Below are 26,085 nucleotides of genomic sequence, written 5' to 3'. Positions count from 1 at the left end.
AGGTGTCGACCAGCCCCCGGGCGACGAGGGTGCGGACCACGCCGTCGACGTTGACCCCGCGGACGGCGGCGATCTGCGAGCGCGAGACCGGCTGGCGGTAGGCGATGATCGCCACAGTCTCCAGGGCCGCCTGGGACAGCCGGGACGTCTGCCCGCCGAGCACGAAGGCCGAGACCTGGTCGGCGTAGCGCGGACGCGAGTAGTAGCGGTACCCGCCGGCGACTTCGCGCAGCTCGAAGCCGCGCTCCCGGCCGCCGTGGGCGCCGTCGGCCTCGACGCGCAGCTCGTCGAGCAGCACCACCACCTGGTGCTCGGCCAGGGCCAGCGCCTCGGCCAGCTCGGCGGGAGTCACCGGCTCCTCGGCGACCATCAGCACCGCCTCCAGAGCGGCCAGGTGGTCCTCGTGCGCGACGAGCCGGGTGCCCTGCGCATCCTCCAGCGCCGGCTCACGCGAGGCGCCGTCGGCCTGCGGCTCCGGTCCGCTCGTCTCCTGCGCGTCGCTCATCCTCGCTCTCCCGTCTGCTCGTCCTCGCCGACGTCCTCGCCGGCCCCGCCGACGTCCTCGCCGGCCCCGCCGGCCCCGTCGGCGGGCTCGACCTCGCCCTCTCCCCATTCGGCCGCCGCGCGCCGGGCGGCGGCGGTCTCGCCGTCCTCGGTCCCGGCCCAGGTGACCGTCAGATCACCCAGCGGCGAGTCCTGCTCCAGCTCGACGTCGCGGTCGCGGAAGAGCTCCAGCAGACCGAGGAAGCGCACGACGACGACCAGTCGGCTGGCCGCGTCGGAGACCAGCTCGTAGAACCCCAGACTCCCGGAGCTGCGCAGCCGACCGGTCATCGTGCGCATCTCCTCGCGGATGTCGACCGCATGGGCGTGCAGATGGTCCAGGTGCACGTCGTCGGGCTCGACGGTCGGGCGCGCGAAGGCCTTCTCGGCGATGGCGGCCAGATCCTCCGGCGACGTCCGCCAGACCAGCTCGGGCAGCAGTCCGCCCAGCTGCGGATCGGTGCCGGGCCGGCGCGGGTACCGCCCGGACTGCTCGTCGAGACGTCGGTCGAGGTGCTCGGCGATCTGCTTGAACGCCCGGTACTGCAGCAGGCGTGCGAAGAGCAGGTCGCGCGCCTCCAGGGCGGCGACGTCCTCCTCGGACTCGACCTCGGCGCCGGGCAGCAGCTGGACGGCCTTCATGTCCAGCAGCGTGGCCGCGACCAGGATGAAGTTCGACGACTCCTCCAGCGCCGCAGGGCTGTAGCCGCCGCCGTCGACGCCGGCCTCGACCGAGAGCCGGCGGACGTAGGCGACGAACTCGTCGGTGACCTCGGCCAGCGCGACCGTGGTGACGTCCATCCGTCGACGGGCGATGAGACCCAGCAGCAGGTCGAAGGGCCCGTCGAAGTTCTCCAGCGAGACGGTGAAGCCGCTGGTGCCCTCGATCTCCTCGCCGACGACTCCGCCGGCGGCCTCGTCGACGTCCGCCGCGTCGGTCGCCGGAGCCGACGCCGCGCCGGCGGCTTCGGTCTGCTCGATCACGCGGATCCCCTCCGGCTCATCGCGCTCAGGGCGCGCCGCCGCGGGAGACGAGCTCCCGCACCAGGGTCCGGTAGGCCTTGGCGCCCTCGTGCTTCTGCGCGTAGGAGGTGATCGGCTCGGCGGCCACCGTGGCGTCGGGGAACTTCACCGTGCGCTTGATGACCGTCTCGAAGACCTTGTCGCCGAAGGCCTCCACGATGCGCGAGATGACTTCCTTGCTGTGCAGCGTGCGCGGGTCGACCATCGTGGCCAGCACGCCGTCGATCTCCAGGTCCGGGTTCAGTCGATCCTGAACCTTCTCGATCGTGTCGACCAGCAGCGCGACGGCGCGCAGCGCGAAGAACTCGGCCACCAGCGGGATGATCACCCCGTGGGCGGCGGTCAGCGCGTTGACCGTCAGCAGGCCCAACGACGGCTGGCAGTCGATGATGATCACGTCGTAGTCGTCGCGGACGGCACGCAGCGCGCGGTCGAGCACCTGCTCGCGGGCGACCTCGTTGACCAGCTGCACCTCGGCGGCGGAGAGGTCGATGTTGGCCGGCAGCAGGTCGACGCCCTCGACGTGCGTGCTCAGGATGGCCTCCTGCGTGGTGACCTCGCGCTCCATCATCACGTTGTAGACCGAGACCTCGAGCTCGTGCGGGTTGGTGCCCAGTCCCGCGGAGAGCGCCGCCTGCGGGTCGAAGTCGACCATCAGCACCCGGCGCCCCTGCTCGGCCAGGGCCGCGCCCAGGTTGATCGCCGAGGTGGTCTTGCCGACGCCGCCCTTCTGGTTGACCATCGCGATGGTCCGCGCGGGACCGTGGCCCTCGAGGGGCGGCGGCTCCGGGAACTCGTGCTTGGGCCGCCCGGTCGGGCCGATGATCGGCTCCCCGTGCACGGTGAAGAGCTCGGTGGGCTGCTGATTGCTCACGGACTCGCTCGCCTTTCCTGCCGCCGTCGCTTGCGCTGTCGACGTGCCCTCCGCCGCGCGGGACCGGCCGGCCCGGGGCCGCGGCCACGCTGAGATCGCCCGGCGGGCACAACGCGACCAGACTACCCCGAGCACTCCCGCGCGGCAGACCGCAGGGGTCATCCTCAGCTTGAAGGCCGCACCTCAGCCGCTCCTGCTCCGCCCTCGCCGACCCTGCCGCACCCCTGGGCGACGTGTCGGCCCGGACAGCTGCGCGTGATGGTCAGCCGCCCGCCCAGGAACCAGCGGGGCGGCGGGTCCCGGGGTGTCGGGCGCAGAGTGCGGCGGCCCCTCCCCATCGACCCTCCCGACAGCCTCAAGCCAGAAGCCCTCGGGGATCGCGCAGGGAGCGGTCGCGGACGGCGTGGTGGTCGCCGCCAGTCATGGTGCCATCGCATGACCTTCGTCACGCACGGCCCCCTCGATGTATACAGATCTTCCTGCGCATTCTCTTCCCTCGCCGCGGTGCCGACACTCTGTATACACTGGACGGGTGCGAGCCAGTGAACGCGCCCATGAGGCGTTGCGTCGGGAGATCGTCGAGGGGCTGCTGCCGCCGGGCACCCTGCTCGGCGAGGTCGAGCAGGCCGCACGCCTCGGCGTCTCCCGCACCCCGCTGCGCGAGGCGCTGGCCCGGCTGGTCTCCGAAGGACTGGCCGACCAGACGCGGGGGCGCGGCACGGTCGTCAGCGCGGTCTCCCCCGCCGACGTCGAGCAGCTCTTCGAGCTCCGCATCCCGCTGGAGGTCCAAGCCGCGCGGCTGGCCGCGCGCCGCGCCGATCCGACGGTCTTCGAACGGCTGGCCGCGCGCTTCCGCACCGCCGAACAGCAGGGACCGGAGCCCCCCGACACCTCCGCGGCCGCCGGGGAGGGCCTCGACGCGGACCTCGACGACGCGGCCTCCAGGATCGAGGAGTACTACGCCCTGGTCGCGGCGATGGACGCCGCCGTCGACGACGCCGTCGTCAATCCCCGGCTCGTGGCGGTGATGCAGCCGCTGCGCACCCATCTGGCCCGCATCCGACGCCTCTCGCACGACGATCCGCAGCGGCTGCGCCGCTCCGCCGAGGAGCACGCGGCGATCTGCCGCGCCGTCGTCGCCGGCGACGAGGAGCTGGCCGCCGCGACGACGCTGGTGCACCTGCGCGCCAGTCTCGCCCACATCCAGCACGCTCTGGGACAGCACGCCGTCGCGAGGCCCGTCGACACGCCCTCCCCCACGGAAGGATCCGCCCGATGATCACCCATCCCGTCACCGTCCGCCCCAGCCGCGAGCACCTCCCGCGGGAGGAGCAGCTGGCCTATAAGCTCGCCCGCGTCGCCGTCGACCCGGTCGCCGTGGACCCGCAGGTCACCGACATGGTCATCAACCGGCTCATCGACAACGCCGCCGTCGCGGCGGCGTCGCTGACCCGGGCCCCCGTGGTCTCGGCCCGGGCCCAGGCGCTGGACCATCCGGTGCCCTCCGGCGGCCGCGGGGCGACGGTCTTCGGCGTCGATCAGCTCGCCGGCCCGGAATGGGCGGCATGGGCCAACGGCGTCGCAGTCCGCGAGCTGGACTTCCACGACACCTTCCTGGCCGCCGAATACTCCCACCCCGGCGACAACATCCCGCCGATCCTCGCCGTCGCCCAGCACGCCGGCCGATCCGGGCCGGAGCTCATCCGCGGCATCGCCACCGGCTATGAGATCCAGGTCGACCTGGTGAAGGCGATCAGCCTGCACCGTCACAAGATCGACCATGTCGCCCACCTCGGCCCGTCGGCGGCCGCAGGCATCGGCACGCTGCTGGGCCTGGACGACGAGACCATCTTCCAGGCGATCGGGCAGGCGCTGCACACCACGACTGCGACCCGCCAGTCCCGCAAGGGCGAGATCTCCACGTGGAAGGCCCACGCTCCCGCATTCGCGTCCAAGATGGCGATCGAGGCCGTCGACCGGGCGATGCGCGGCCAGACCTCGCCGGTGCCGATCTACGAGGGCGAGGACGGGGTGATCGCCTGGATGCTCGACGGCCCCGATGCCCGCTACGAGGTGCCGCTGCCCGCTCCCGGCGAGGCCAAGCGCGGCATCCTGGACACCTACACCAAGGAGCACTCGGCCGAGTACCAGGCGCAGGCCTGGATCGACCTGGCCCGGAGGCTGCACCATGAGCACCCCGAGGCCGCCGATCCCGCGCAGGTCGAGAGCGTGCTCATCCGCACCAGCCACCACACCCACTCCGTGATCGGCTCCGGGGCCGAGGATCCGCAGAAGTACTCGCCGACCGCCTCCCGGGAGACGCTGGACCACTCGATCCCCTATATCTTCACCGTGGCCCTGCAGGACGGCGCCTGGCACCACGTCGACTCCTACGCGCCGGAGCGCGCCGGCCGCGCCGACACCGTCGAGCTCTGGCAGAAGGTCACCACCGCCGAGGACTCCGAGTGGACCCGGCGGTACCACTCGACCGACATCGCGGAGAAGGCCTTCGGCGGCTCGGTGGAGATCACGCTGACCGACGGGCGCGTGATCCGCGACGAGATCGCCGTCGCCGACGCCCACCCGCTGGGCGCGCGTCCCTTCGCCCGCGAGCAGTACCTCGCCAAGTTCCGCGCACTGGCCGCCGGAGTGGTCGACGACGCCGAGGCCGAGCGCTTCCTGGAGGCCGTCCAGCGTCTGGAGTCGCTGGACTCCGGCGAGCTCGACCAGCTGACCGTCGCCGCCGCCGACGGCGTCATCGACCCGACCGCCGCCCCGAAGGGACTCTTCTGAGATGCTCCATTCCTCCACCACCCCGCAGCAGAAGCGCCGAGCGCTGCGCGAGATGCTCGTCCCCGGGGCCGCCCGCCAGTTCCCCGGCACCTTCACCCCGCTGACCGCCCCGCTGATCCAGGAGAAGGGCTTCGACGGGCTCTACATCTCCGGCGCGGTGCTGGCCAACGAGCTGGGACTGCCGGACATCGGGCTGACCACGCTGACCGAGGTCTCCCAGCGAGCCGGGCAGATCGCCCGAGCCAGCGATCTGCCGGCGATCGTCGACGCCGACACCGGCTTCGGCGAGCCGATGAACGTCGCCCGCACCGTCCAGGAGCTCGAGGACGCCGGGCTGGCCGGCTGCCACATCGAGGACCAGGTCAACCCCAAGCGCTGCGGTCATCTGGACGGCAAGGACACCGTCGACCTCGACACCGCCGCCCGACGGATCCGCGCGGCCGCGGCCGGCCGGCGGGACGGGGACTTCCTGATCATGGCCCGCACCGACATCCGCGCCGTCGCGGGGATCGACGCCGTCGTCGACCGGGCGCGGGCGCTGGTCGACGCCGGCGCCGACGCCCTCTTCCCGGAGGCGCTGGCCGGTCTCGACGAGTTCTCGGCCGTCTGCGAAGCTGTGGACGTCCCGGTGCTGGCCAATATGACCGAGTTCGGCAAGTCGCAGCTGTTCACCCGCGACGAGCTCGCCGGGGCCGGCGTCGCGATGGTCATCTACCCGGTGACCTCGCTGCGCGCGGCCATGGGCGCGGTGGAGCGGACGCTGGACACGCTGGCCGCCGACGGGACCCAGCAGGCCGCCGTCGACCACATGATGACCCGGTCCCGGCTCTACGACCTCGTCGACTACCAGGGATACAGCACCTTCGACGCCGGGATCTTCAGCTTCGAGGTGCCCGGCGCACCCGAGACAGGAGGACAGCCATGAGCGAGCTGACCGACGAGCAGCAGATCCACAAGGGCCTGGACGGCGTCGTCGCCGACCACACGGCGATCTCCAAGGTGAACCCGGAGACCAACTCGCTGCTCTACCGGGGCTACCCGGTCCAGCAGCTGGCCGCCGCGCTTCCGTTCGAGGACGTGGCCCAGCTGCTGTGGACCGGCGAGCTGCCCACCGACGCCGAGCGTGCCGCCTTCCGCGAGCGCGAGCGCGCTCACCGGGCGCTCGATCCGCGGGTGCGGCAGGCGATCGATCTGCTCCCGCTGGATGCGCATCCGATGGACGTCGCCCGCACCGGGATCTCCGTGCTGGGGGCGAACCACCCGCTGGCCGGCGACTCCTCGCCGGAGGCCGAGCTGACCAAGGCCCAGGAGCTCTTCGCGGCCTTCCCCGCCGTGGTCGCCTATGACCAGCGGCGCCGTCGCGGGCAGGAGCCCGTCGACCCGCGGGACGATCTCGACTACGCCCAGAACTTCCTCTGGATGACCTTCGGCGAGGAGGCCTCCCCTGCGGTCGTCGACGCCTTCCGGGTGTCGATGGTCCTCTACGCCGAGCATTCCTTCAACGCGTCGACCTTCACCGCCCGAGTGGTGACCTCCACCCAGGCGGATCTGCACGCGGCGCTGACCGCCGCGGTCGGCGCGCTGAAGGGGCCGCTGCACGGCGGCGCGAACGAGGCGGTGATGGAGACCTTCGAGGAGATCGGCGTCGACCCCGCCGAATCGCGCGAGGAGGCCGCCGCCCGGGCGAAGGCCTGGATGGAGCGGGCTCTGGCCGAGAAGCGCAAGGTGATGGGATTCGGCCACCGGGTCTACAAGAACGGGGACTCCCGAGTGCCGACGATGAAGCAGGCGCTCGACGCGATGATCGTCCACTACGACCGCCACGAGCTGGAGGGCCTCTACGACGGCCTCGAGGCGGCCATGGAGGAGGCCAAGGGCATCAAGCCCAACCTCGACTACCCGGCCGGGCCGACCTACCACCTGATGGGCTTCGACACCGCGATGTTCACTCCGCTGTTCGTCGCCTCGCGCATCACCGGCTGGAGCGCCCACGTGATGGAGCAGCGCGCCGACAATGCGCTGATCCGGCCGCTGAGCGCCTACTCCGGCCCCGACGAGCGCAGTCTGTGACCGCACGCTGACGCGGTGCCGCGCCCGGTGCGCGGCGCGCTGAGGCCCGGGTCCCGGCCACGTCGTCGACGGCGCGGGGCCCGGGCATCGCAGTCTCGGCCTGCTCAGGCCAGCGGGGCGTCCAGACGCTGCTCGGCGGCGGCGACGACGGCGCCCGAGCGGACGAGCTCGACGGCCTCGGCGATCTCCGGGGCCAGATGCCGATCCGCGTCGGGGCCGGCGACCCGCTCGCGCAGCACGGCGCGCACCGAGCCCAACGCCGTCGAGGACCGGCCGGAGCCCAGCCCCTCGATCTGCTCGCGCATGTCCACCCCGCGGGCGGCGGTGAGCAGCTCGATCGCCAGCACCTGCTCCAGACCCTCGACGGCGCGGCGCAGCTTCAGCCCGGCCGACCAGCCCATCGAGACGTGGTCCTCCTGCATGGCCGAGGACGGGATGGAGTCCACCGAGGCCGGCGCGGCGAGCCGCTTCATCTCGGAGACGATGCCGGCCTGGGTGTACTGGGCGATCATGTGTCCGGAGTCCACGCCCGGGTCGTCCGCCAGGAAGGGCGGCAGTCCGTGGCTGCGGTTCTTGTCCAGCATCCGGTCGGTGCGCCGCTCGGCCATCGAGGCGCAGTCGGCGGCGGCGATGGCCAGGAAGTCCAGCACGTAGCCCACCGGTGCGCCGTGGAAGTTGCCGTTGGACTCCACCCGGCCGTCGACGGTGACGACGGGATTGTCCACCGCAGAGGCCAGCTCGTGCTCGGCGACCCCGCGCGCGTGGGCCATCGTGGCGCGCACCGCGCCGTGGACCTGCGGGGCGCAGCGCATCGAGTAGGCGTCCTGCACGCGAGTATGGCGGTGGCCGTTGTGCTTGGCGTCCTGGATCAGCGCCGAGTCGGCCAGCATCCGGCGCAGGTTCGCCGCCGACTCGCCCTGGCCGGGCTGCGGACGCAGCTGATGCAGGTCCTCGGCGAAGACGGCGTCGGTGCCGTGCAGCGCCTCGATGCTCAGCGCCGCGGCGATGTCGGCGGTGCAGGCCAGCCGCTCCAGATCGGCCAGCGCCATCAGGAGCATGCCCAGCATGCCGTCGGTGCCGTTGATCAGCGCCAGCCCCTCCTTCTCGACCAGCTCGACCGGCTCGATCCCGGCGGCGGCCAGCGCGTCGGCGGCCTCCCGGCGGCGGCCGGAGGCGTCGAAGACCTCTCCCTCGCCCATCACGGCCAGGGCGCAGTGCGACAGCGGCGCCAGGTCGCCGGAGCAGCCCAGCGACCCGTGCTCGCCGACGACCGGGGTGATTCCGGCATTGAGCAGAGCCGCATAGCGGCGGGCGATCTCGGGGCGAACACCCGTGCGTCCGGTGGCCATGGTGGCCAGCCGGTTGAGCATCAGGGCGCGGACGACCTCGACGGCCATCGGCGCGCCCGAGGAGGCGGCGTGCGAGCGCACCAGCGAGCGCTGCAGCTGCACGCGCCGCTCGACCGGCACCTGCGTGGTGGCCAGCGCGCCGAAGCCGGTGGAGACCCCGTAGTGCGGCATGGGGTCCTCGGCGAGGGCGTCGATGACCGCACGGGTGGACTTCATCGCGGCCACCGCGTCGGCGCCGAGATCGACAGGCGCGCCGTGCCGGGCGACGGCGACGACCTCTGCGGAGTCGAGCGCTCCGGCGCCGACGGTCACGGTTCCGCGCGCCGTCTCGCCGTCCTCGACGACCTCCTGACTCCGGTGCTGCTGCAGGGGCTGCTGGTGGGGCTGGGCTGCCATGGTGGTGTCTTCCTCTCGCCGACGTGCTGGACGCCGGATCGGCGACCTCTGCGATACGGGACGGCTTCTCTTGCCATCTGCTGGAACATGCGTTTCAATCAGTGAAACGTGATTCACTTCATATCGCAAGGGCGCAGCTCCTGCCGCCCCGGAAGGACCTCTCCTCGATGGCCGAATCTGTCACCCGCACCGTCAGCCGAGCGCTCGACCTGCTCGCCGCAGTCTGCGACGCCGGCGGCACGAATCTCGCAGAGGCCGCCCGCGCCACAGATCTGTCCTCCTCCACGGCGCTGCGCCTGCTGCGCACTCTCGAGTCCAGCGGCTTCGTCCGCCGCGACGACGCCGGATCCTTCCGCCCGGGCCTGCGGCTGGTGCAGTTGGGTGCCCAGGCGCTCAGCAGCGAGTCCCTGGTGTCGCTGGCCGAGGCTCCGCTGAGGCGTCTGGTCGAGGCCACCGGAGAGTCCTGCTACCTCTCCGTGCCGCATCTGCAGGGCACCGAGCACGAACAGTGCATCTACCTCGCCATGGAGGAGGGCACGCACTCGGTCCGTCACGCTTCCTGGGTGGGACGTTCCTTCCCAATGACCGGGTCGGCGGCCGGAGCCGCCCTCTCGGGCGCGGTCGACGAACAGGGGTACACGGTGGTCGGCCAGGCCGTGGAGTCCGACGTCACCGCTGTGGCCGCCCCGATCGCGATACCCCCCGCCGCCGACGCCGAGCCTCAGATCGTCGCCGCGCTCTCCGTGGTCGCCCCCAGCTACCGCATGACCTCGGAGGCCGTCGACCGCATCGGGCAGTTCGTCGCCGCCGAAGCGGCGGGCATTCTGCACGCCCGCGCGGTCGCCGCCTGATCCGGCCCATTCACCACCCCGCCCCGGAGGAGCAGAACACCATGAGCACCAGCTTCACCCGCCACGACCCCGGCCGCACGATCCGAGCCCCGCGTGGCGCCGAGATCAGCGCCCGCAGCTGGCAGACCGAAGCACCGCTGCGCATGCTGATGAACAACCTCGACCCCGAGGTCGCCGAGCGCCCGGAGGACCTGGTGGTCTACGGCGGCACCGGCCGCGCCGCGCGCAGCTGGGAGGCCTATGACGCGATCGTCGAGACGCTCCGCGGCCTGGAGGAGGACGAGACCCTGCTGGTGCAGTCCGGCAAGCCCGTCGGCGTGCTGCGCACCCACCGCTGGGCCCCGCGCGTGCTCATCGCCAACTCCAACCTCGTCGGCGACTGGGCGACCTGGCCCGAGTTCCGCCGGCTGGAGGACGAGGGGCTGATGATGTACGGCCAGATGACCGCCGGGTCCTGGATCTACATCGCCACCCAGGGCATCCTGCAGGGCACCTTCGAGACCTTCGCCGCCGTCGCCCGCTCGATGCACGCGTCGGGCCGGCTCGACGAGCCCACGCTGGCCGGCACCCTGACGCTGACCGGCGGCTGCGGCGGCATGGGCGGCGCCCAGCCGCTGGCGGTCACGCTCAACGGCGGCGTCTGCCTGATCGTCGACGTCGACGAGACCCGGCTGCGCCGGCGCCGGGCCAAGCGCTACCTGGACGAGGTCGAGACCGACCTGGACGCCGCCCTGGAGAAGGCCGGCGCGGCGAAGGCCGAGCGTCGGGCGCTCTCGGTGGGCCTGGTGGGCAACGCCTCGGAGGTCTTCGGCGAGCTGCTGCGCCGCCACCGCGCCGGCGATCTGACGGTGGACATCGTCACCGACCAGACCTCGGCACACGACCCGCTGTCCTACCTACCGGCCGAGCACACCATGGAAGACTGGGCGCAGGCCGCCTCAGAGGACGCCGAGACCTTCACCAAGAAGTCCCGCGAGTCGATGGCCGCGCAGGTGCAGGCCATGGTGGAGTTCCAGGACGCCGGCGCCGAGGTCTTCGACTACGGCAACTCGATCCGCGACGAGGCCCGCCACGCCGGCTGCTCCCGCGCCTTCGAATTCCCCGGCTTCGTCCCGGCCTACATCCGCCCGCTGTTCTGCGAGGGCCTGGGCCCGTTCCGCTGGGTCGCGCTCTCCGGCGACCCGGAGGACATCCGCGTCACCGACGAGGCCATCAAGGAACTCTTCCCGGAGAACGAGCACCTGCACCGCTGGATCGACGCCGCCGGCGAGCATGTCGAGTTCGAGGGCCTGCCCGCGCGCATCTGCTGGCTCGGCTGCGGCGAGCGCCACCAGGCCGGGCTGCTGTTCAACCGGCTCGTCGCCGAGGGCAGAGTCTCCGCGCCGATCGTCATCGGCCGCGACCACCTGGATTCCGGGTCGGTGGCCTCCCCCTACCGGGAGACCGAGGCCATGGCCGACGGCTCCGATGCGATCGCCGACTGGCCGCTGCTCAACGCGCTGACCTCGACCAGCTCCGGGGCCACCTGGGTCTCGCTGCACCACGGCGGCGGGGTGGGCATGGGCCGCTCGATCCACGCCGGCCAGGTCGGCGTCGCCGACGGCACCGAGCTGGCGGCCGAGAAGCTCGAGCGGCTGCTGACGAACGACCCCGCGACGGGCGTGATCCGCCACGTCGACGCCGGCTACGAGCGCGCTGCAGAGGTGGCCGACGAACGCGGCGTCCGGGTCCCGATGCGGCGGCAGGACTGACCGGGAGGGGACCTGCCCCTCTGTCGGCGTGGACGAAGGAGTCTTTCCCATGGACAGCACCGCACGGCGCCTCCCCGAGGACGCCCTGATCCTAGGAGCCGTATGACGCCCACCCCCGCTCTCCCGTCCTCCGACGCCCCTTCCCCGGCGACGGTGAACTCCCTGCTGGCGGCCATCGCCGACGTCGGCACCGACCCCCGCCGCGGCGGCTACAGCCGCCCGGTGTGGTCCGACGCCGAGCGCGAGCTGCGCGGCTGGTTCCTCGCCGAGGCCGCCGCCCGCGGCCTGGAGACCACCGCCGACGCCAACGGCATCCTCTGGGCCTGGTGGGACCTGCCCGCCGCACGCCGCGGCGGCTCAGTGGAGGCCTCCCGCGCGGGCGCAGCGGTCACCGGATCGCATCTGGACTCGGTGCCCGGCGGCGGAGCCTTCGACGGCCCGCTCGGCGTGGCCTCGGCCCTGGCCGCCGTGGACCAGCTGGCCGCCCGTGAGGCCGCCGGCACTCTGCACCGTGAGCGCGCCCTGGCGCTGACGGTCTTCCCCGAGGAGGAGGGCTCGCGGTTCGGCGTCGCCTGCCTGGGGTCACGGCTGCTCAGCGGGGCCATCGCACCCGAGCGTGCCCTGACGCTCACCGACTCCGAGGGCATCACCCTGGGCGAGGCGGCTGAGCGCAACGGTCTGGATCCGCGGCGGATGGGCCCCGACGCCGCGGCCCTAGATCGCATCGGCCGCTTCGTCGAGCTGCACGTCGAACAGGGGCGCGGACTCGACGGGCCCGAGCACCGGGGGCCCGCCGGCGCAGGCCCGGCTCTGGCGGTGGGCTCCACCGTGCTCGGCCACGGCCGCTGGCGGTTGAGCTTCCGCGGTCAGGGCAACCACGCCGGCACCACGCTCATGCAGGACCGCGCCGATCCGATGGTCGCCGCCGCCGAGACGGTGCTGGCCGTCCGCCGTCTGGCCGCCGCGCGCCCCGACGCCCGCGCGACCGTCGGCCGAATCGCCCCGGTGCCCGGCGGCACCAACGTCATCGCCTCCCGCGTGGATCTGTGGATGGACGTCCGGCACGCCGAGGACGAGGTCACCGCCGCACTGGTGGCCGAGATCGCCGACTCCGCCCGCACCCACGCCGCGGCCGAAGGCTGCACCAGCGAGCTCGTCGAGGAATCGCTGAGCGGCACGGTGCACTTCGACCCGCAGCTGGCCGCCACGCTCACCGGGGCGGTCCGTCGCACGGCGCCCGAGGCGCCGATGCTGGCCACCGGGGCCGGCCACGACGCCGGTGTGCTCGCCGCCCGGGTGCCCACCGGGATGATCCACGTGCGCAATCCCACCGGCATCAGCCATGCGCCCGAGGAGCACGTCGAGGACGACGACGCGGCGACCGGAGTCCTGGCCCTGGCCGACGCCCTGGAGGAGCTGCTGTGACCATCACCCTCGACGCCCCCGTCAACGCGCACTCGCACGCCTTCCACAGGCTGCTGCGCGGACGCACCCACGCCGGCGCCGACGGCGCGCCGGCCGACTTCTGGCGCTGGCGCGAGCAGATGTACCGACTCGCCGGCGCGCTGACTCCGGAGAGCATGGAGCGGCTGGCCACCGCCGTCTACGCCGAGATGGCCGTCGCCGGCTGGACCGCCGTCGGGGAGTTCCACTACCTGCACCATGCCCCCGACGGCGCCGTCTACCCGGACCACGCCATGGAGCGCGCGCTGGCCCGCGCGGCACGCGCCGTCGGGATCCGCCTGGTGCTGCTCGACACCTGCTACCTGCAGGGCGGCCTCTCCCCCGAGGGCCGGCCGCTGCCGCTGGAAGAGGTCCAGCGCCGCTACGCCGACGGCGACGTCGCCGCCTGGGCCTCCCGGTGGGCGTCGCTGGAGGACGCCCTGGTCGACGAGGACGCCGGCTCCGGGCTGGTGTCCCTGGGCGCGGCGGTGCACTCGCTGCGCGCCGTGGACTCCGGCCAGCTCGCCGAGCTGGCCGACTGGGCCGCGGACCGCCCGCAGGTGCCGCTGCACATCCACCTCTCCGAGCAACCGGCCGAGAACGCCGCAGTGCAGGCCGCCCACGGGCTCACCCCGACCGCACTGCTGCACTCGCACCGGCTGCTCTCCGAACGCCTCTCGGCAGTGCACGCCACGCATCTCGCCGAGACCGACATCGCGCTGCTGGGCCGGACCGGCTCGACTGTGGTGATGTGCCCGACCACCGAGGCCGACCTCGGCGACGGCATCGGCCCGGCCCGCGAGCTCGCCGATGCCGGGGCATCGATCGCCCTGGGCTCCGACCAGCACGTGGTGATCGACCCGCTGGCGGAGATGCGCGCGATGGAGCACGGCGAGCGGCTGCGCACCGGGCTCCGCGGCCGCTTCAGCCCCGCGGCGCTGCGCTCCGCGGCCGTGGCGGCCGGCCGCCGCAGCCTCGGGATCTCCGCCGCCGCGACCGGGGACGTCATCGAGCTGGACGACTCCTCGATGCGCACGATCGGCTCGGATCCCCGGCAGCTGCCGATGTCGGCCACCGCCGCCGACGTCGTCGCGGTGACCGTCGCCGGCGAGCGCATCGCCGCCGACGGCGTCCACGAGCGTCTCGGCGACCCCGCCGAGCTGTACCGGTCCCTGTTCGCCCACCACCCGGAGCTGCGATGAGCCCCCTCGACCATCACGAACCCGCTGACCCCGCCGACCGTCCTGCCGACGCCGCGCGGCCCGGATCGACGCTGATCACCGGCATCTCCGAGCTGACCACCCAGGACGCCGAGCATCGCGTGCTGCACGACGCCGCCGTGGTCGTCGAGGAGGACCGCATCGCCTGGATCGGCCCCGCGGACGAGGTGCCCGCGGCCGACGCCGTCCACGACCTCGGCGGCCGCGCGGTGCTGCCCGGCTGGGTCGACTCGCACACCCATCTGGTCTTCGCCGGCGACCGCGGCGCCGAGTTCGAAGCGCGGATGGCCGGCGACTCCTACAGCGCCGGCGGCATCGGCGTGACCATGGAAGCCACCCGCTGCGCCGACGACGCCACGCTGGAAGCCCTCGTCGCCTCCCGCGTGCAGGACGCCGTCGACGGGGGCACAACCTTCTTGGAGACCAAGACCGGCTACGGGCTCTCCGTCGAGGAGGAGGCCCGCCACGCGCGGATCGCCGCGGAGGCCGCCGACGCGGTGACCTTCCTCGGCGCGCATCTGGTCCCGCCCGGCGCGGACGCCGCCGAGTACCTCGACCAGGTCCGCGGCCCCATGCTCGAAGCGGTCCGGCCGCATGTGCAGTGGGCCGACGTCTTCTGCGAGCGCGGGGCCTTCGACGCCGGAGCCTCCCGCGCGGTGCTGCAGGACTGCGCGGCGGCCGGACTGGGCCTGCGGATCCATGGCAATCAGCTCGGTCCCGGACCCGGCGTGCAGCTGGCGGTGGAGCTCGACGCGGCCAGCGTCGACCACGTCAATCACCTCGACGATGCCGACGTCGAGGCGCTGGCCGCCAGCTGGTCGAGCGAGGGGGCCGGCACAGTGGCCACCTGCCTGCCGGCCTGCGACCTGTCCACCCGGCAGCCGCTGGCGCCGGCCCGCCGGCTGCTCGACGCCGGCGTCGAGGTCGCGCTGGCGTCGAACTGCAACCCGGGGACCAGCTACACGACCTCCATGGCGTTCTGCGTCTCCACTGCAGTGCTGCAGATGGGGCTGAGCCTGCACGAGGCGGTGAGAGCGGCCACCGTCGGCGGCGCCCGGGCGCTGCGCGTCGACGACGAGGTCGGCTCCCTCGAAGTCGGCAAGCGCGCGGATCTGCACGCCCTCGAGGCGCCGGCGGCGATCCACCTGGCCTATCGGCCCGGGATGCCGCTGACCCACGCGGTCTGGCGCGCCGGTCGCCGCGCGGCCTGACGCGTTGCCGCCGACCCCGCGCCCGGGCGGGCCCCATGGGACCCGCCCGGGGCGCGTGGTCAGCGTGCTCGGGGGTGAGCCGCCAGGTAGCTCTCCTGCAGGGATTCGGCGGTGACCTTCGTGTAGATCTGCGTGGTGGTCACCGAGGCGTGGCCGAGCATCTCCTGGACCAATCGGATGCCGGCGCCGCCTTCGAGCATATGCGTCGCGCAGGAGTGGCGCAGCGTGTGCGGCGAGATCTCGCCGTCGATCTCCGCCGCGGCGGCGTGACGCTGCAGGATCGTCCAGGCCGACTGCCGGGAGAGCCGCCCGCCGCGGGCGTTGAGGAACAGCGCCGGCGATCCCGAGGGCGAGGACGCGGAGGAGCGCCGACGCCGCGCCGCCGCCTCGACCAGCGCCGGCCGACCGGCCGAGAGGTAGTCGCCGACCGCCCGCTGGGCGAAGCTGCCCACCGGGACCACGCGCTGCTTGTCGCCCTTGCCGGTCACCCGCACCACGATCAGTCCGTCGGGACGCTCCGCCCCGTCAGCGTCGGGGCCCTCGGCGTCCGCTCCGGCGCGGACCTCGTGCAGGTCGTCGACGTCGAGGCTGACCGCTTCGCCGATCCGCGCGCCCGTGGCGTAGAGGAACTCCAGCAGCGCCCGATCCCGCAGACCGAGCGGCGTGGCGGGATTCGGCGCCTCCAGCAGGCGGCGGACCTGCTCGACGGTCAGCGCCTTGGGCAACGACTGGCATGGCTTCGGCGCGCTGACGTGCCGGGCGGGGTCATCGACAGTGCGGCCCTCGAGCGCCCACCAGCGGTGCAGGCCGCGGACGGCGGCCAGCGTGCGGGCGATCGAGGACTGTGCCATCGGCGAGCCGCCGTCGTCGCCGGTGTTCAGCGCCTGGACGAAAGAGGCCACCAGTCCCTCGTCGATCGCGGCCGGGTCCTCGACGCCGGCGTCGAGCAGGTGGGCGCCGTAGCGGGTGAGGTCGCGGCGGTAGGACGCCAGCGTGTTGGCCGAGGAGCCGCGTTCGATCCGCAGATGGGTGAGGTACTCGCCGATCTGCCGGCCGATCGGGCTCTCGGGGACGTGAGCCAGCCGCCGACGGCGCCGCCGGGACTCTTCCTGTGCGGAGGAGTCCCCTGCGGCGCCGGCGGACGTCTCGGCCGTCGACGGATCGCCCATGGACGCCGTCGGCTCAGCCGCGCCGGGCCAGGCCCGCGCCGATGAGTCCGGAGAACAGCGGGTGGGCGTTGGTCGGCCGCGACTTCAGCTCCGGGTGGGCCTGGGTGGCCACGTAGTAGGGGTGCTCGTCGGCGGGCAGCTCGACGAACTCGACCAGCTGGCCGTCCGGCGAAGTGCCCGAGACGACCAGTCCGGCCTCGGCCAGCTGCTCGCGGTAGGCGTTGTTCACCTCGTAGCGGTGCCGGTGGCGCTCGGTGACCTCGGTGGTGCCGTAGGCCTGCGCGACCACCGAGTCCTCGGCCAGCGCGGCCTCGTAAGAGCCCAGCCGCATCGTGCCGCCCAGATCGCCGTCGCCGGAGACGATGTCCTCCTGCTCGGCCATCGTGGCGATGACCGGATACGCGGTGTCCGGGTCGAACTCGGTGGAGCTGGCTTCGGGCAGGCCGAGCACGTTGCGGGCGTACTCCATGACCATGGTCTGCAGCCCCAGGCAGAGGCCGAGGGCGGGGATGCCGTGCTCGCGGGCGTGGCGCAGCGCGCCGATCTTCCCGTCCAGGCCGCGGATGCCGAAGCCGCCGGGGACGCAGATCGCGTCGACGCCGGCCAGCGCCTTGGCCGCCCCTTCCTCGGAGGCGCAGAGGTCCGAGGCGACCCAGCGGATCCTGGTCTTCGCCCGGTGGGCGAAGCCGCCGGCGCGCAGCGCCTCGGTGACCGAGAGATAGGCGTCGGGCAGGTCGATGTACTTGCCGACCAGGGCCACCTCGACCTCGTGGTCGGGGTGGTGGACGACTTCGAGCAGATCGTTCCACGTCGACCAGTCGACGTCCTGGAACTTCAACCCGATCTTCTGCACCACATAGGCATCGATGCCCTGCTTGTGCAGGATGCGCGGGATGTCGTAGATGCTCGGCGCGTCCGGGCAGTTGATCACCGCGTCCTCGTCGACGTCGCACATCCGCGAGATCTTGCCGCGCACGTCCTGCGGCAGCTCGTGGGCCGAACGCAGCACGATGCCGTCGGGCTGGATGCCCAGCGAGCGCAGGGCCGCCACCGAGTGCTGGGTCGGCTTGGTCTTCAGCTCCTGGCTGGGCCCGATGTAGGGCACCAGCGAGACGTGGAGGAAGTAGGCGTTCTCCCGGCCGATGTCCTGGCGGATCTGGCGAGCGGCCTCGAGGAACGGCTGCGACTCGATGTCGCCGACGGTGCCGCCGATCTCGGTGATGATCACGTCGGGCGCCTCGCGCCCCTCCGCCGGCTCGGCCGGCAGCCGCATGCGGCGCTTGATCTCGTCGGTGATGTGCGGGATGACCTGGACGGTGTCGCCGAGGTAGTCGCCGCGCCGCTCGCGCTCGATCACCGAGGAGTAGATCTGCCCGGTGGTCACGTTGTTCAGGCCGTCGAGATTCTCGTCGAGGAAGCGCTCGTAGTGCCCGATGTCGAGGTCAGTCTCAGCACCATCTTCGGTGACGAAGACCTCGCCGTGCTGGAAGGGATTCATCGTGCCCGGATCCACGTTCAGATAGGGATCGAGCTTCTGCATGACCACTGAGAGGCCCCGTGCACGGAGCAGATGCCCCAACGAGGAGGCGGTCAGACCCTTGCCGAGGGAGGAGACCACACCCCCGGTCACGAAGATCTGGCGGGTCTGGTCGGGACTGGTCTGATTCCGGGAACTTGTTCGCTGCACCACGGAGTTCGATCGTATCAGGCCGCAGCACCCGGGGACAGACGAGGTCCGCCGCCCGGTCTTCGGTCGAGACGGCGACGGACGCTCAGCTGTGATCCCGGCCTCTGGCCGCACTCTGCCGGGCCAGCACCCGGCGATATGCTGACCGGAGCAGGACCGTCGCCTGCCTGGTCGAAGGAGAGCCTCCACGACTTCCCGGGGCACGGCGGTTTCGCACGCACAGCGCGCGGCCTGCGCGCTTCCCGCCGCCGATCGATCGGAGTCCTCGAGTGACACCCAGCGCTGACGACCGCGACGAGACCACGCTCGTCCAGATCTCTCCGGAGATGGCCCTCGTCTTCGGCGAGCGGCCAGACGGGTTCGATCTGGTGCCGTTCAGCCTCATCTCCCGCGACGAGCAGAAGGGGCTCGTCGACGCCGTGGTCGCCTCGAGCTCCGTGCTGCATCTCGGCGGCCAGGTCGCCGACGGCCTGTCGCGCACAAGTGGACTGGTGCGACTGTCGCCGGAGACCGTCCAGGCGCTGGAGGCCGGCGCTGCGCCGTTGCAGAGCGCCGGATACAACCTGGGCGCCCTGCACGAAGGATCACGCATCACGGGACAGATCCGTTGGCTCCCGGCGACGGACGCGACGACGGCCGGCATGGCCGCCAGCCTGGGGCCGGTTCTCGCGATGCTGGCCATCCAGGCGCAGCTCAAGCAGGTCTCGGCCCTCGCAGAACAGAACCTCGAGCTCACGGAGTCGCTGCTGAGGTCCGTGCGCCAGGGACAGTGGGCGGAACTCTCCGGGTTGGACCAGGCCGTCTCTCGCGCGATCGAGGAAGCGCGCGCCGTCGGCCAGGTCACGCCTCTGCTGTGGAACAACGTCGAAGGCCACGAAGCGGCCCTCCGCACGCAGCGTGATCTCTTCCGGCGCCACATGCAGCGTCACGCACAGGAGCTGGCAGCGCGTGACGGGCATCGAGAACGCCGTGAGTATCTCGAGAAGCACGGCGAAGCAGCCCTCCTCGACCTGCACAGCCTGCTCATCGCGCATAAAGCATGGTTCGAGTACCAGGCGCTGCGCGCCGGCAGGGTGAAGCTGGACGCGGCGGAGTCCCCGCAGGATCAGAGGCTGTTGGAGACCATCGTCGACAATGCGCGGCACGAATACGACGACACCGTCGAGCAGATGCGGGAGCTCCTCGACACCTTCACCCGCGAACTCGGCATCATCGCCGAGCTCCCCGGACGACGCACGATTCCATTCACGGAGGCCCGCCGGAGCGCCGACGACGTCGCCACGATGGCCCGACAGATGCTCGACGCCGTGGAGCGACTCGCCGATTCGGCCCGACGGCCTTCCCCGCCGCTGGAACGCCCGAGCATCTGCCACGTCGACGGTGACGAGGACCTCTCCCGAGATCTCCGCGTCCTCCGCTGGCATCTGGATCGCGGAGAGCGGCTCGTCGCCGTCGCCGCCGGACACCAGCTCGGGACGAGCGGCCCGCTGTCTGCGCTGACGCGAGCGCATGAGCTGATCTCCGTGACCGATCGACGCGTCCTGATCGCCGACCAGTCCGCATTCCGGAAACACGGCCAGGTCGCGCAGTCCGTGTCGAACGATGACATCCGTTACGTCCGGCACCATGAGGACGACGGGAGCGGCCGGGCGCGGATCGACCTCATCACGAAGGACACCGACTTCAGCTGGGATTTCGGCAAGGAGTCGGCGTCGGCGAAGCCTGTGCGGATGCTGGCGGCGCTGCTCGCGGATCGCATGGGCGTCCCGCAGGCCGAGCGCCGCGCGTTGCGAGCGGCCCTGCCTGCGCCGGACGAAGCGCCCGACGCGTCGTCCAGCTGATCAGAAGCCGCTCGGACCGGCTCAGCCCGCGAGCGGCTGTCCGGCGCTCTCCAGCAGCTCCTGGGCGTGCGCCCGGGCGGACTCGGAGTCCTCCTGGCCGGCGAGCATGCGGGCCAGCTCGGCCACCCTCTCCCCGTCGTCGAGGGCATGGACGTCGCTGGCGGTGAAAGCTCCGGCGTCGCCGTCGGTCTCCGCCGAGGCTTTGAACACCCGGATGTGACGCTGGGCATGCGCGGCGACCTGCGGCAGATGGGTGACCACGATGACCTGCACATGCTCGGCCAGCATGGCCAGCCGCCGGCCGATCTGCACGGCGGCCTTGCCGCCGACGCCGGCGTCGACCTCGTCGAAGATGAAGGTCCCGGCCGAGTCATGGGCGGCGAGGACGACCTCCAGGGCCAGCATCACTCGGGAGAGCTCGCCGCCGGAGGCGCCCTTGCCCAGCGGCAGCGGATCCGCGCCGGCATGCGGGGCCAACAGCATCGAGACGGCGTCGGCGCCGTGCGGGCCGAGCTCCTCGGTCTCGGAGACCTCGACGACGAGCCGCGCCTGCGGCATCGCCAGCGCGGCCAGCTCCTCGCCGACGGCGGCCGAGAGTCGTTCTCCGGCGTCGGCGCGGCGGACGCGCAGCTCGGCGGCCTGCTCGCGCAGCGCGGCCTCCTCCTCGGTGATCCGTGCCTCGAGCTCCTCGATCCGGTCGGCGTCGGAATGCAGCACCTCCAGTCGAGCGCGCGACTCCTCCGTCCAGGCGAGCACCGCGTCGACGTCGGGTCCGTAGAGACGGGTCAGTCGGTCCAGCTCGGCCCGGCGCTGATGGACCTCGGCCAGCCGCTCCGGACCTGACTCGTCGAGGCTGGCGGCGTGGACGCCCAGCTGCGAGGCGGCGTCGTTGAGCAGCGAGGAGACCGAGCCGATCTGCTCGTGGACGGAGGCCAGCTCACGGTCCTGGTCGGCGACGGCGGCCAGGGCCTGGGCCGCGGTCTCGACCAGCGCGACCGCGTTGGGCTCGTCGCCGACCGACTCGGCCGCATCCGGGCCCGACAACGCAGTCTGCGCGACCCGGGCGGCCTCCCGCAGCTCCTCGACGTTCTCCAGCGTCATCGCCTCGGCCTTGAGCTTTTCGTCCTCGCCGGGCTGCGGGGCGACCTCGTCGATGCGCTCCAGCGCCTGCTGCAGCTGCTCGGCCTCCAGCCGACGCTGCCGCTCGTTGGCGGTGATCTCCTCCAGCTCGGCGCGCTGCTCGAGCCAGCGACGGTGCCGCTCGCGATAGGCGGCGGCCCGCTCGGCGAACTCCTCGCCGGCGTAGGCGTCCAGCGCGCGGCGCTGGGCGGCCGGCGACTTCAGCCGCAGCTGGTCGGTCTGGCCGTGGACGGTCACCAGGGAGGAACCGATCTCGCCGAGCAGCGAGACCGGCACGCCGCGGCCGCTGACCGTCGCCCGGCTGCGCCCCTTGGCGCTGACGGCGCGGCCGAGCAGCAACGAGGTCTCGGCCGCCGCTCCCCCGGCGTCCCCGTCCTCGTCTGCGCCCTCGGCCGATCCCTCCTCGTCGAGCCAGGCCCCGGCCTCGTTGGCCAGACGGACCGAGCGGTGGGTCGAGTCGGTGGCCACCTCGGCGTCGACGGCGGCCTTGGCGGCCCCGCTGCGCACTGCCGAGGCCTCCGCCCGGGCGCCCAGCAGCAGACTCAGCGCGGTGACGACCATGGTCTTGCCCGCGCCGGTCTCGCCGGTGACGACGTTGAACCCGGGGTGGAGTTCGAGCTCGGCCCGCTCGATGACGCCCAGGTCGCTGATGGTGACGTGCTCGATCACTGACCGTCCTCCTTCTGTGCCGCGTCGTGGCGCAGGGTGCCGCGTTCGGTGGCCATCTCGGTGCCGACCGGATGACCGGTGGGGTCGACCGTCCGGATGCCGGCGACGCCGTCGCCCTCGGGTCGGACCTCCGACTCCACCGGGCCGCGCCAGCCGCTGGTGGGCAGGTTGAACTTGTCGACGAGCCGCTCGGAGAAGGGCGTCTGGTTCACCCGGGCCAGGCGCACCGGCTCGGCCGAGCGGGTGACCTCCACGCGGGAGCCGGCCGGCAGATCGACCGAACGGCGGCCGTCGCACCAGAGCACCGCCTCCTCGTCCTCGTGCTGGAGGATCTCCACGGCCATCACCGAGTCGGGATCGACGACCAGCGGCCGGGCGAAGAGCGCATGGGCGGAGATGGGCACCATCACCAGGGCCTGGACCTCGGGCCAGACGACCGGCCCGCCGGCGGAGAAGGCGTAGGCGGTCGAGCCGGTCGGAGTCGCCATCACCACTCCGTCGCAGCCGAAGGCCGAGACCGGACTTCCGTCGATGTCGACGACCAGGTCGATCATCCGCTCGCGGGACTTCTTCTCGATGCTGGCCTCATTCAGCGCCCAGGAGCTGGCGACCTGCTCGCCGTCGCGCCAGATCCGGATGTCGATCGCCATGCGCCGCTCGACGGTGTAGTCGTGATCGACCACCCACTGCACGGAGGCGTCGAGCTCGGTGCGCTCGGACTCGGCGAGGAAGCCGATGTGCCCCAGATTCACTCCCATCAGGGGCAGGTCGGCGCCGCGGACGAGCTCGGCGGCGCGCAGGATCGAGCCGTCGCCGCCGAGGACCATCCCGACCTCGCACTGCGCCAGGGTGATGTCGCGGCCGACGACGGCCAGCGGCACGCGGTTGAGCCGCTCGCCGACGAGGACCTGCAGCCGGTCGACGTCGCGAGCGAGCATCGTCGGGGTCAGTCCGGCGCCGTGCAGCCGCTCGACGACGGAGACGGCGGCGTCGACGGCGTCCCGGCGGCCGGTGTGGGCCAGCACGAGCACCGCACGGCTGCTCTCGGCCTGGGACATGGCACCTCCTGCGTGGTCGACGCCCGCGAGCCGCGGGATCAGTCCCGGTAGTCGATGTGGTCGATCTGTTCCAGCCTATCCGCCGCCGCGGACTCGGCGTCGGCGATGTCCACAGCCGCGCCGCCCGCGGACCGAGCCGGCGCACGCAGGTGGAGGAAGAACTCCAGGTTGCCGTCCTGTCCGGGCAGCGGGGAACGATGCGCCGAGACCAGCCGCAGACCGGCATCCTCGCAGGCGGCGACGACGCCGGCGACGGCCTCGCGGCGCAGCTGCGGACTGCTGACCACGCCAGTGCGCGCCAGCCGCTCGCGGCCGACTTCGAACTGCGGCTTGACCATCAGCAGCAGCTCCGCACCGAGGGCAGCCTGGGCCGCCAGCGCCGGCACGATCAGCCGCAGCGAGATGAAGGAGAGGTCGGCGACGATCAGGTCGAAGGGCTCTCCCAGCTCGCCGGGTCGAAGATGCCGGAGGTTCAGCCCCTCGACGGCGGTCACCCGCGGCTCCTCGCGCAGCGCGGGGGCGAGTTGGTCGTGGCCGACGTCGACGGCCACGACCGCGGACGCCTCGCGGGAGAGCAGCACCTGGGTGAAGCCGCCGGTGGAGGCTCCCGCGTCGAGGCAGCGTCTGCCGCGCGGGTCGACCGATGGGCAGGCTGTCAGGGCACCGAGCAGCTTATGCGCGGCACGGCTGACCCAGGGATCGTCGTCGACCTCGAGGCGCGCCTGCTCGGTGACTTTGGCGGCGGCCTTGCGGACGGTGCGGCCGTCGACGCGGACGAGGCCCTCGACGACCAGGTGAGCGGCGCGCGAGCGGCTCGCGACCAGCTGCTCCTCGACCAGGGCGCGGTCCAGACGACGCGAGCCCATGCCGCTCAGTCCCGCCCGGCGGCGTCCAGCCGCCGGCTCAGCTCGCCGTGCAGCTCCTCGGCCCGGCCGATCTCGGCCTCCAGCTCCTCGAGATCCAGCTCCGCCTCAGCGTCCGCGTCCGGCTGATCCCCGCCGCTCATGCGCAGCTCCCCACCGGCTCGACGGCGAAGAGGTCGGCCAGCGTCTCCAGGACGACGTGAGGCCGCTGCTCGCCGGGGGCGGCGGCCGCGGTCTCGGCCGAGTCGATGCCGGTGAGCACCAGGGCGGCGGTGCACCCGGCACGCCGCGCGCCCAGGATGTCGGTGTCGAGTCGGTCGCCGATCATCAGCGGACGCTGCAGGCCCAGTTCGGCGACCGCGCGGGTGAACAGCACCGGCTCCGGCTTGCCGGCGGCCGTGGGGATGGTGCCGGTGGCCCGCGAGACCGCCTCGACGAGCGCCCCGTTGCCGGGAGCGATACCGCGGCCCCGGGGAATCGTCAGGTCCAGGTTCGTGGCGAACCAGCGTGCCCCCTCGCCGACGGCGTAGGCCGCTTCGGCGAGATCGCTCCAGCCCAGCTCCGGACTGAAGCCCTGCAGCACTGCGGCCGGCCGGTCCTGGGCGCCCCCGGCGACGGTGAAGCCCGCCTCGGCGACGCGGGCGCGCAGGAAGTCGCTGCCGGTCACCAGCACCATGGCGCCCTGCGGGATCTCAGCGGCCATCAGCGCCACGCCGGCGTCGGCGGAGCCGAAGACCTGCTCGGCGGAGGCCGTCATGCCCAGCGCGGTCAGGTGCTCGGCGATCGTCTCCGGCGACCGCGAGGCGTTGTTGGTGATGAAGCCGTACGGGACCCCGCGCTCGCGCAGCTCCGCCAGCGCCTCGACCGCGCCGGGAACCGCCGCGTCACCGGCATAGAGGACGCCGTCGAGATCGAAGAGCACGCCGTCGTGCGCATCGATCAACGCCCGACTCATGCCTGCTCCTCCGTCGTCGGCGTCTCCCTCTGAGCATGCTGCTCGCCTGCCTCGGAGCGATCGGCGCGCGACCCCTCCAACAGGTCCTTGACTTTGGGCACCTCGGCCGGGGCGTCGTCGAAATCCATGATCTCCGGGTCGGCGAAGGCTCCGGAGCCGAGGGCGCGCTCGGCGATGAACGCCCGCTCGTGCCACTGGGCGGCCTCCTCCTCGCGGCCGATGCTCTCCAGCACATCGCCATAGGCGGTGAACAGCCGGGGCGAGAAGCTGAAGGCGCGGTCCTTGCGCAGCTCGGGGATCTCCAGCGCGCGGGCGGCCGAGGCGTGGTCGCCGAGATCCTGATGGGCGCCGGCGACCACGATCGCCAGCTCGGCGCGGATCGCGCCGGAGAGCTGACGGGCCTCGGAAGACTCCCCGAGCTCGACGGCCTTCTGCGGCCGCCCGAGGCCACGTTCGCAGTCGGCCTGCACCGGCAGATGCGTCTGGTCTCCACTGATCCGGCGATAGGTGCGCAGCTCGCGAAGCGCCTCGGCGTAGTCTTCGGCCGCATAGGCGCACAGCCCGACGGCCTCGCGCACCACCGCCAGGCGCCCACCCCGGCGGGAGGCCGCCAGAGCGTGCTCCAGCGCCAGGTCCGGGTCGACGTCGACGAGTCGCCCGGCCATCACCAGGTGCTTGGAGACCCACTTGCGGTTCTCCCCGTTGAGCGTGCCGAGCTGCCCGGCTGCTTCCTTGTCCAGCTCCTTGCCGGTCACGTCCTCGTCGATCTCCGGCGACCGGGGACGATCCGGTCGATCAGAACGACGATGGTCGCCGCGCTGCTCGGTGCGCCGTTCACCAGCACGGCGCTGGCCGTCGCGGCCGGTGCCTCTGTCGCCGCCGGATGGACGACGATCGTCGGGGCGCCGTGCGGCGGAACGGCGGTCTCGAGAAGACTCTGCGGGCATAGGTCTGGTGCTCTCCTTGCGAAGCCGGTGCGTGATGCCTCCCCAGGATACCCGGTGAGTCCCTCGGACTCATCGACGAGGCCTGAACACCGGAGCACCTCCGGGACGGCGTGGACGAGGAGGAGGCGGCCGCCCGGGGCATCCGATGCTTCGCCTCGGTACTGAAGCCGCCCCGAGACACAACAAGAGCCCCGGAAGCGATCGCCATCGATCGCCTCACGGGGCTCTTGTC

At 72.5% G+C, this 26,085-nt stretch carries 23 protein-coding genes; 10 read left to right on the top strand and 13 right to left on the bottom strand.

Translation table 11 applies throughout. The annotated features are described in order from the left end of the window. The 3 genes from GU5_RS15530 to GU5_RS0112000 form a co-directional block, all read right to left on the bottom strand. The coding region (locus GU5_RS15530) for an SMC-Scp complex subunit ScpB (RefSeq protein ID WP_010525817.1) at window positions 1-505 on the bottom strand (505 nt) is incomplete at its 3' end. Then, window positions 502-1,527 (bottom strand): ScpA family protein, encoded by a 1,026-nt coding sequence (locus GU5_RS0112005; RefSeq protein WP_010525816.1) that lies wholly within the window; start codon window positions 1,525-1,527, stop codon window positions 502-504. The genes GU5_RS15530 and GU5_RS0112005, both read right to left, overlap by 4 nt. Window positions 1,528-1,552: 25 nt before the next feature. Continuing rightward, complete coding sequence (locus GU5_RS0112000) at window positions 1,553-2,440, bottom strand: ParA family protein (protein WP_010525815.1); 888 nt, start codon at window positions 2,438-2,440, stop codon at window positions 1,553-1,555. 532 nt (window positions 2,441-2,972) lie between these two features. On the opposite strand from GU5_RS0112000, the gene GU5_RS0111995 reads away from it, so the two are divergent. The 4 genes from GU5_RS0111995 to GU5_RS0111980 are packed head-to-tail and all read left to right on the top strand — an operon-like array spanning window position 2,973 to window position 7,303. Further along, a complete protein-coding gene (locus tag GU5_RS0111995) occupies window positions 2,973-3,719 on the top strand; it encodes a GntR family transcriptional regulator (protein ID WP_139084442.1) in 747 nt (248 codons plus the stop codon). Then, window positions 3,716-5,233 (top strand): MmgE/PrpD family protein, encoded by a 1,518-nt coding sequence (locus GU5_RS0111990; RefSeq protein ID WP_010525813.1) that lies wholly within the window; start codon window positions 3,716-3,718, stop codon window positions 5,231-5,233. Before GU5_RS0111995 ends, GU5_RS0111990 begins: the two co-directional genes overlap by 4 nt. Window position 5,234: 1 nt before the next feature. Beyond that, window positions 5,235-6,158 (top strand): methylisocitrate lyase, encoded by a 924-nt coding sequence (prpB, locus tag GU5_RS0111985; RefSeq protein ID WP_010525812.1) that lies wholly within the window; start codon window positions 5,235-5,237, stop codon window positions 6,156-6,158. After that, complete coding sequence (locus GU5_RS0111980) at window positions 6,155-7,303, top strand: bifunctional 2-methylcitrate synthase/citrate synthase (protein WP_010525811.1); 1,149 nt, start codon at window positions 6,155-6,157, stop codon at window positions 7,301-7,303. Before prpB ends, GU5_RS0111980 begins: the two co-directional genes overlap by 4 nt. Window positions 7,304-7,407: 104 nt before the next feature. Here the strand turns inward: GU5_RS0111980 and hutH are convergent, their stop codons facing one another. Continuing rightward, complete coding sequence (gene hutH / locus GU5_RS0111975) at window positions 7,408-9,048, bottom strand: histidine ammonia-lyase (RefSeq protein WP_010525810.1); 1,641 nt, start codon at window positions 9,046-9,048, stop codon at window positions 7,408-7,410. Window positions 9,049-9,215: 167 nt separating this feature from the next. On the opposite strand from hutH, the gene GU5_RS0111970 reads away from it, so the two are divergent. The 5 genes from GU5_RS0111970 (at window position 9,216) to hutI (ending at window position 15,524) form a co-directional block, all read left to right on the top strand. After that, the gene (locus tag GU5_RS0111970) at window positions 9,216-9,899 is read left to right on the top strand and encodes an IclR family transcriptional regulator (RefSeq protein WP_010525809.1); all 684 of its coding nucleotides are present in this window, start codon (window positions 9,216-9,218) and stop codon (window positions 9,897-9,899) included. A 41-nt stretch (window positions 9,900-9,940) separates the two neighbouring features. Continuing rightward, the gene (locus tag GU5_RS0111965) at window positions 9,941-11,650 is read left to right on the top strand and encodes a urocanate hydratase (protein ID WP_010525808.1); all 1,710 of its coding nucleotides are present in this window, start codon (window positions 9,941-9,943) and stop codon (window positions 11,648-11,650) included. A gap of 102 nt (window positions 11,651-11,752) precedes the next feature. After that, on the top strand, window positions 11,753-13,075 hold the full coding sequence (locus tag GU5_RS0111960) for an allantoate amidohydrolase (RefSeq protein ID WP_010525807.1): 1,323 nt from the start codon (window positions 11,753-11,755) through the stop codon (window positions 13,073-13,075). Continuing rightward, window positions 13,072-14,295 carry a formimidoylglutamate deiminase gene (locus tag GU5_RS0111955; protein WP_010525806.1) on the top strand — a complete coding sequence of 408 codons (1,224 nt, stop codon included), beginning with the start codon at window positions 13,072-13,074 and terminating at the stop codon, window positions 14,293-14,295. Before GU5_RS0111960 ends, GU5_RS0111955 begins: the two co-directional genes overlap by 4 nt. Further along, the gene (gene hutI / locus GU5_RS0111950; RefSeq protein ID WP_010525805.1) at window positions 14,292-15,524 is read left to right on the top strand and encodes an imidazolonepropionase; all 1,233 of its coding nucleotides are present in this window, start codon (window positions 14,292-14,294) and stop codon (window positions 15,522-15,524) included. The genes GU5_RS0111955 and hutI overlap by 4 nt, the downstream gene beginning before the upstream one ends. Window positions 15,525-15,583: 59 nt before the next feature. On the opposite strand, the gene GU5_RS0111945 is transcribed toward hutI, so the two are convergent. Both GU5_RS0111945 and GU5_RS0111940 read right to left on the bottom strand, forming a co-directional pair. After that, window positions 15,584-16,693 (bottom strand): site-specific tyrosine recombinase XerD, encoded by a 1,110-nt coding sequence (locus tag GU5_RS0111945; protein ID WP_010525804.1) that lies wholly within the window; start codon window positions 16,691-16,693, stop codon window positions 15,584-15,586. Window positions 16,694-16,706: 13 nt separating this feature from the next. After that, window positions 16,707-18,401 carry a CTP synthase gene (locus GU5_RS0111940; RefSeq protein WP_029514256.1) on the bottom strand — a complete coding sequence of 565 codons (1,695 nt, stop codon included), beginning with the start codon at window positions 18,399-18,401 and terminating at the stop codon, window positions 16,707-16,709. Window positions 18,402-19,021: 620 nt separating this feature from the next. On the opposite strand from GU5_RS0111940, the gene GU5_RS0111935 reads away from it, so the two are divergent. Further along, on the top strand, window positions 19,022-20,221 hold the full coding sequence (locus GU5_RS0111935; protein ID WP_139084441.1) for a hypothetical protein: 1,200 nt from the start codon (window positions 19,022-19,024) through the stop codon (window positions 20,219-20,221). Window positions 20,222-20,242: 21 nt separating this feature from the next. Here the strand turns inward: GU5_RS0111935 and recN are convergent, their stop codons facing one another. From recN to GU5_RS17720, 7 genes are all read right to left on the bottom strand, one after another. Then, a complete protein-coding gene (gene recN / locus GU5_RS0111930) occupies window positions 20,243-22,030 on the bottom strand; it encodes a DNA repair protein RecN (RefSeq protein WP_010525801.1) in 1,788 nt (595 codons plus the stop codon). Beyond that, complete coding sequence (locus tag GU5_RS0111925) at window positions 22,027-23,088, bottom strand: NAD kinase (protein WP_010525800.1); 1,062 nt, start codon at window positions 23,086-23,088, stop codon at window positions 22,027-22,029. Before GU5_RS0111925 ends, recN begins: the two co-directional genes overlap by 4 nt. A gap of 38 nt (window positions 23,089-23,126) precedes the next feature. Beyond that, complete coding sequence (locus GU5_RS0111920; RefSeq protein ID WP_010525799.1) at window positions 23,127-23,954, bottom strand: TlyA family RNA methyltransferase; 828 nt, start codon at window positions 23,952-23,954, stop codon at window positions 23,127-23,129. A gap of 5 nt (window positions 23,955-23,959) precedes the next feature. Then, complete coding sequence (locus GU5_RS17795; RefSeq protein WP_255348845.1) at window positions 23,960-24,094, bottom strand: hypothetical protein; 135 nt, start codon at window positions 24,092-24,094, stop codon at window positions 23,960-23,962. Beyond that, the gene (locus GU5_RS0111910; RefSeq protein ID WP_029514255.1) at window positions 24,091-24,906 is read right to left on the bottom strand and encodes an HAD-IIA family hydrolase; all 816 of its coding nucleotides are present in this window, start codon (window positions 24,904-24,906) and stop codon (window positions 24,091-24,093) included. Before GU5_RS0111910 ends, GU5_RS17795 begins: the two co-directional genes overlap by 4 nt. Then, window positions 24,903-25,661: a hypothetical protein gene (locus tag GU5_RS15525; RefSeq protein WP_010525797.1), complete on the bottom strand. Its 759-nt coding sequence runs from the start codon at window positions 25,659-25,661 to the stop codon at window positions 24,903-24,905. Before GU5_RS15525 ends, GU5_RS0111910 begins: the two co-directional genes overlap by 4 nt. After that, the coding region (locus GU5_RS17720; protein WP_237704728.1) for a hypothetical protein at window positions 25,658-26,085 on the bottom strand (428 nt) is incomplete at its 5' end. The genes GU5_RS17720 and GU5_RS15525, both read right to left, overlap by 4 nt.

The sequence above is a fragment of the Nesterenkonia sp. F genome (assembly GCF_000220985.1).
In the GTDB taxonomy this organism is placed as follows: Bacteria; Actinomycetota; Actinomycetes; order Actinomycetales; family Micrococcaceae; genus Nesterenkonia.
This window is presented reverse-complemented; position numbering and strand designations above follow the sequence as displayed.